The sequence below is a fragment of the Thiomicrospira sp. genome (assembly GCF_014859555.1).
Taxonomy (GTDB): domain Bacteria; phylum Pseudomonadota; class Gammaproteobacteria; order Thiomicrospirales; family Thiomicrospiraceae; genus Thiomicrospira.
In genome coordinates this window covers 75,794-81,965 of sequence record NZ_JACUTY010000002.1, presented here as the reverse complement: position 1 = coordinate 81,965, position 6,172 = coordinate 75,794, and the positions used below count along the sequence as shown (strand labels likewise).

Annotated in this window: 7 protein-coding genes; 1 reads left to right on the top strand and 6 read right to left on the bottom strand. The window is 48.0% G+C overall.

All coding sequences use genetic code 11. The annotated features are described in order from the left end of the window. The 5 genes from IBX48_RS00900 to IBX48_RS00880 form a co-directional block, all read right to left on the bottom strand. Nucleotides 1–1,116, bottom strand: a 1,116-nt coding sequence (locus IBX48_RS00900) for a hypothetical protein (RefSeq protein WP_296829666.1), incomplete at its 3' end; no start/stop codon positions are given. Further along, on the bottom strand, nucleotides 1,116–1,727 hold the full coding sequence (locus IBX48_RS00895) for a histidine phosphatase family protein (protein WP_296829662.1): 612 nt from the start codon (nucleotides 1,725–1,727) through the stop codon (nucleotides 1,116–1,118). The genes IBX48_RS00895 and IBX48_RS00900, both read right to left, overlap by 1 nt. Nucleotides 1,728–1,750: 23 nt before the next feature. After that, nucleotides 1,751–2,449 carry an ABC transporter ATP-binding protein gene (locus tag IBX48_RS00890; protein WP_296829659.1) on the bottom strand — a complete coding sequence of 233 codons (699 nt, stop codon included), beginning with the start codon at nucleotides 2,447–2,449 and terminating at the stop codon, nucleotides 1,751–1,753. 28 nt (nucleotides 2,450–2,477) lie between these two features. After that, a complete protein-coding gene (locus IBX48_RS00885) occupies nucleotides 2,478–3,686 on the bottom strand; it encodes an FtsX-like permease family protein (protein WP_296829657.1) in 1,209 nt (402 codons plus the stop codon). Beyond that, entirely contained in the window at nucleotides 3,683–4,915 is a 1,233-nt protein-coding gene (locus IBX48_RS00880) for an ABC transporter permease (protein WP_296829655.1), read from the bottom strand. The genes IBX48_RS00885 and IBX48_RS00880 overlap by 4 nt, the downstream gene beginning before the upstream one ends. Nucleotides 4,916–5,040: 125 nt before the next feature. Here IBX48_RS00880 and IBX48_RS00875 point away from each other — a divergent pair, with 125 nt between their 5' ends. Next, the gene (locus IBX48_RS00875; RefSeq protein WP_296829653.1) at nucleotides 5,041–5,379 is read left to right on the top strand and encodes a DUF3392 domain-containing protein; all 339 of its coding nucleotides are present in this window, start codon (nucleotides 5,041–5,043) and stop codon (nucleotides 5,377–5,379) included. A 19-nt stretch (nucleotides 5,380–5,398) separates the two neighbouring features. Here IBX48_RS00875 and IBX48_RS00870 read toward each other — a convergent pair whose 3' ends face one another. Then, nucleotides 5,399–6,157: an outer membrane lipoprotein-sorting protein gene (locus IBX48_RS00870; RefSeq protein WP_296829651.1), complete on the bottom strand. Its 759-nt coding sequence runs from the start codon at nucleotides 6,155–6,157 to the stop codon at nucleotides 5,399–5,401. Nucleotides 6,158–6,172 lie beyond the last annotated feature (15 nt).

Below are 6,172 nucleotides of genomic sequence, written 5' to 3'. Positions count from 1 at the left end.
CGCCCATTGAATATAGGCTTGGGTGGTGGATTCGAATTCGGTGTTGTTTGCGCCTAAGGCTTGTTGGAGGCCGAGTAGGAGTTGTTGGGTGTTGGAGAGTGAGTAGGTTGTGTTGAGCATAACGAGGCCGCTCCTGTCTTGCAGGTTGGCTAGGCTGGTGAGGTTGGCGCTGGATAGCGCGGTGATTTCCATGCTGCCGCCTAAGCCGAGGTAATATTGGTTTTTGGTGAAAAGTTGGCCGCGTGCGAGTCGCACCGCGAGTTCGTTTGATAAGGTGGTGGGTTTGGCCTTTTGTTCGCCAAAGCTGTTGTAAAAGCCTTCGATATAGCCAGATACATTGCGTTCCCACCACGACCAGGCCTGGTGGTAGTTAATAAGTGCGCTGGTTTTGATGTCGCCGCTTTCTAATTGGGTGGGCATGAGTTCTAAATTCCATTGGCCGTCTCGCCAATTTCCGCTAAAGGAGAGTCCCAAAACTGTGTCGTTATAATCTTTGGCGAGCATGACGTGGGTTTCGATTTGCGCGAAATGTCGCCAAAATACGGCGTAACTGGTTTGATCGGTTTCGATGTCGCCAGTTTGTGTGTTGCGTCTGGGCACGGCTAATAAACCTAAATCGTCACCCGAATCCATTAAGTATTGCGCGTGCAGCATGTCGCTGCCGGGTTTGTATTCTTTGTCGAATGCGGTGGGGGCGAAGGGGTTAAATAGGTCCAGCGGGTTAAAGATCATACCTTGCCCCCAGCTAAAAGCTTGGCGACCTAGGTTGACTGAATATTGGTTTTGGGCGTAACTGACGCTTAAGCGATCTATGCGATGTTGGGCGATGACGTCTTGTTGGTTAAGCAAGGTGTGTTGCAGGTTCATTACTTGGGCGTCGTCATTCGGAATCGGCAAATTGCCAAGGCCATCGCTGGCGGCGGCTTGCAGTTGGTAGTCGAGTTTAAACGACCAGGCCTGGTGAGTTTGTTGGTTTTTTAATCGCAGGTCGGTGGCGGCTAGCGCATCCGAATCCTGGGCTTGTCCTAAGCCTTTTATATGCCCCGCCCAGTCGGCCAACGCCGGGTTGGCTGTAATACAAAGCACCAGGCCTGGTAGTAGCCAATTCAAACTCATTAATCAAATACCTTGATCGCGATTAAATCAAACAAGCCATCTCCCAATGGTTCGATAACGGCCACGTAGCCGGGTTGGACTCGTTGGTGGATCAGTTCGCCGATATTGGGACGATGGGTTACGAGTATCAAGTTGGCCGCGCCCATATAGTTACCGATTAGGCGTTTGATGTTGGCCATGTTTTGGTTGGCTTGATCTTCTGGCAACGCGCGGATTAAGCGCAGTTCAGGTTTGATTTCGTATTGTCCAAATGCCAGTTGTGCGGTGTCTTTGGTGCGACAGTGTGGGCTGGCGTAGACGGCTTCGATCGGCACTTGGTAGTGGCGGAAAGTGTGACCAATCACTTGGGCTTGGGTGCGGCCTTCGTCGGATAAGTTACGTTCGATAAAACAAGATGGGTCAAGCGAAAACGGGTCACCGACATCTTCATCCAATTTGGCGTGTTGGACTAATACGACTTTGCCGCCTTGTTGTAAGGCCGCCCAAAATTCTTCGTCTTCGGCCTGTGCGTTATTTAAGCTGGTGAGGAAAACCAAGCACAATGCGAACAGGCTAAAAACACTACCATACCCCTTCGGGCATAAAGGCCTGGTGGTGGGTTTAATTGACATGTCGACCTCCTTTTAATTATTGATTAATTCTTATCTTTGTCTAAATCATTCGACACCACTTGGCCGTCGCGCAGTTGGATTTGTCGTGGCGCAAAATGAATCACTTCCGGGTCGTGGCTGGTGATAATAAAGGTCATATTGAGTTCTTCGTTTAGCTGTTTTAGCAGTTCAATTAACGCGCGTGAGTTTTGGCTGTCGAGGTTGGCGGTGGGTTCGTCGGCTAACACTAAACTGGGTTTGGCGGCAATCGCGCGGGCAATCGCCACCCGTTGTTGTTGACCACCGGAAAGATGCGCCGGACGCCGATTTTCTAGCCCTTCTAAACCGACCGCTTTTAAGACTTCACGCGCACGTTCTAGCGTGCTGGCTTTGTCTTGGCCTTGCATTTGCATAATAAACGCGACGTTTTCGAGCGCGCTAAATACCGGGATGAGGTTGTAGGATTGAAAGATAAAACCGATTTTATTTAGGCGTAAATCGGTAAGCTGATCGGTATTGAGTTTGGGGGTGGATTGCCCGTTCAGCAAAATATCGCCGCTATCTGGGCGCTCTAGCCCACCGATTAAATTTAATAAGGTAGTTTTGCCCGAGCCGGATGGGCCGTATAAGGATATAAACTCGCCTTTTTCGATGGTCAGGCTTACCTGGTCGACCGCTTGAATCAACTTGTCGCCATCGTGGTAATGTTTGCAAAGTTGTTGGATTTCTAAAATCGGTGGCATAGGCATCCTTTGTCAGCTTATTTAATTCTTAACGAGCTTGGAGTCGATTATGGCGGGTTGCACGCCAAATCGGCCATAAGCTAAACACAATCGTGGTGGACAAGGTGGCGACGAGCACTTCTGTCCATTTGGGTAGATCAATTAATAAATAGAGTTTGGTGCCCATGCCAAATTGCGCCGCGCCTTCGGCAAAGCGTTGGAGTTCAATGCCATCGCCAATCCAGGCGACCAAACCCAGCATAAGCAGGATCGCCAGTAAGGTGGAGACGAGTAAAATCAAGCCCACTTCATACACCACTAATAAACGCAAACGCAGCGGTTTGATGCCCAGTGAGTAGAGCAGGTTGAACTCTTGTTGGCGTTCGTAGAGCGACATCATGAGGGTATTTAGCATGCCTAACATCATCAGCAATAATACAAAACCTAGCCAAATCCAAATCATGTTTTCCGATAGCTCTAAGGTGGCTTCTAAAATCGGTTGGCGTTGCCAAATGGTTTGCACACTTAGCTCAGGAAACGCGGCTTGCAGTTCGGCACTTAAAGTTTGAATTTCGAGTTTGTTATCGGTGGCGGGCACCATGCCGATTTCGTGAAGGCCTTGTTTGATGTTGAGCCAGTTGGCGGCGGTGTCGATCGGCATAAACACCAAGCTTTCTTCAATGCGTGGGTCGGCGTGTTTATACAAGCCTTGAATTGGTAAACCGATTTCCGCCAAACCGCCGCCGTTTTTTTGCGCCATTAATACCACACGTCGATCCAGTTGCGTGGTTAAGCGTTTGGCGAGTTTTTCGCCGATCACCAGGCCTGCTGCTTCGCGTTGATAATCACCGGTCAGCATGGATTCACTTAAAAATGACAGGCCTTTTTCGGCTTGCGGATTAAAACCGACAATCATCACCGAGACGCTGTCGTATTCACTTTGCATGGTGGCATTGACTCGAATACGTGGCGCTATTTGAATATCGGGTGTATTTTCAAGTTGCTGCTTTAGCTGGGCGTTAAAATCGAAAAAGTGTTCTACTTCCGGTTCATCAAGATAAGCTGGATGGTGGATTTGAATGGGTTCGGCTAGGTTTTTGTAAGTGGTTTCGAGGGTGCTTTTCATCCAGCCTTGCAAAAAGCTTTGGATTAGTAACATGGTGAAAATGCCCAGCGTAAACACGCTGATTAATACCAGGGTTCGGCGTGCATTACGCCATAAATTACGCCAGGCGAAGGTGGATAAACGCACACTCATTTGGTTTGTCTCCCAGATAAGGGGTGTAGGCCAAAAATGCGCCAGACAATCATCGCGGACATCAGCCAAGTGCTTAACCATAAAAACCCGGGCGCAAACCCAATCGCCATCATCGTTAGAATGGGATAGGTGGTGGCATCCATGCCATATTGGGCAAACATTTCTTCAGTGCCTGGGATGGTAATGCCGGTTTGGTAAAAATACAGGGTAATCAAAATGCCTAAAGCGATGCCTAAAACCAGGCCCAAACTTAAGGTTAGATGGGTTTCGATTTGGGTGAGCCAGGCGAGTTGTTTACGTGATAAACCTAGCGATAACATCAAACCAAATTCACGTTCGCGCTCTAATACCGACATAAGCAAGGTGTTAAACAGAATCAATACCACGATGAGCAAGATCGCCACATACCAGATAAAGCCCGCGTAATAATCTAAATCAATGCCCTGCGCTACGCCGGGCTGGAGTTCGCGCCAGTTGCGATAAGTGATGTCGTATTGCTCGGCTAATGCAAGCAGTTGGGGTTCGAGCTGATTAATTTGCTGAAATGGTTCCGTCATTAAAGCCAGTTGATGGGCTTGATTAGGCAAGGCAAATAGGGTTTGCGCATAGTCGAACGGAATTAACGCGAGTTGACGATCAAGGTTGGGCGAACCGGAATCAAAAATGCCGACCAGCGTAAAAATATCCGCGGCCAAACTGCCGTCTTTATCTTGGCCAAGCAGTTGAATTTCGTCACCAATGGCTAAATTTAAACGCTGCGCTAAAGTTTCGCCAATCAGCATATGCGCCGTGTCGTTTTGCTGGAGAAAACGACCTTGTTTAATAAGGCTAGCAAGGCGCGAAATCTGCGGTTCGACTTGAGGTTGCACACCTAATACCATCGAACCTTGGTTGCGGTCATCGGCACTTAATAAACCAAAAGCTTGGGTGCGATAACCCAACGCCACCAGGCCTGGTAGTTGGTTGAGTTGGGTTTCTAGTTCGGGCTGAATTTCAAAGCTATGGCGCAACGAAGGCGTGTCGAGATAATCGGCCTGTTGGAATTGAGCGTAACCGTCTAACAAACTCAGTGCATTGACTTTCATGCTGTCGTAAGAACCCAGTTGAAACGCCAGCATAAATATAAATACAGCGCTGGTAAGCGTCATCGCCAGCACGGTCATAACCGTGCGTTTTGGGTTGCGCCAGAGGTTGCGCCAAGCGAGTTTGGTGAGAAAGCTCAGTCCCATTTTAAATCCTTAATGCTAAGCGGGATTTCGGTCACTTTTAACGGCACAAAATGCACGCATGCAGGCTGGACGTTTTTTGCTATGATAGCTCACGTTGTTTTAAACCACTTTATGGAGAGTATAGTATGGATACCAATTTTTTGACCGATTTTTTGGTGATGATTTCAAGTTGGGTGCGCCCTTATTTAAGTGAAATCGGCTTTGCAATGATGGCCACCTTGCTGGTTATTTACGGCAACGATATAACCGCCGTGCTGAAAAAACAAATCGGCGGTTTGCAGTTTTTTGTCCGTCTGACGGTGTTCATTTTGTTTTGTGCACTTGGCTTTGCGTTGCTCGCGAATTATCTCACGCCAATGTTTATAGATTTATTAGCCAGCACTGGTGATGTCTGGTTAGGTGTGGCGGTGATTGGGGCTTTTTATGTGATTGGTTTGTTGGCGCAGCGTCGCGGCGCGATTTAATAAAATGCTAGAGTCGTCTTCAGGGCTTCCAAGGTCGGGGGCGCTGAAGGTTGGCCAGGGTAAATAAATAGTCTGGCAAATCGATGTTAATTAAAATTTCGCTAGTACGGATCTCAGTCCAATGCTCAGGTTTATCGGCATTGGTAATGCGCATCACAGTTGGAAATGGCCGCCCATCTATATTTTCAATTTTAAGCGTTTGTAAACGTTTCACTTCTTGCATCGACTGATCGTAAAACACATTTTCTAAAATCACATAATCACCCCGAATTTTGGCGACTTCTTTGCCCCACACCACCGGTGCATTAGGTTTGGGAACGGCTTCGATGATATAAACCATATGGCCATCTTGTTGGCGTGTTTCTATTAATCTATGGTTGTAGTTTTCTAGGGTTTGATCGGAGCGTGCTAAATCGTTATATGAAAAGTCTGATCCCATCCAAGATTGCGTCATCATGCTGGCGGGTAACTTGGTGACGCGATTGAGTTTGGGGGTGAAAATCCACATTTCGTTATCGAGTTTAAGGGTGGCATTGTCGGTATCACGCGGCGGATAAATAAACCGAATTAGTGAATCTTTCATGCCGCGAGACCAGCCTTCTAAACGCATATCGCGTTGCCAAGCCGGACGATGAATGGTCATTTCAGTCACGCTGTAGGACGTATCACCACGCCATAAGTTCAGCGAGGCTTCGATGATCTCTGCGGCGGTTTTGGATTGGCCGACCACCAGGCCTGGTATTAAACTTAGTGTGAGACTGATTAAGGCTATTCGCATAATTAAATTCCCTAG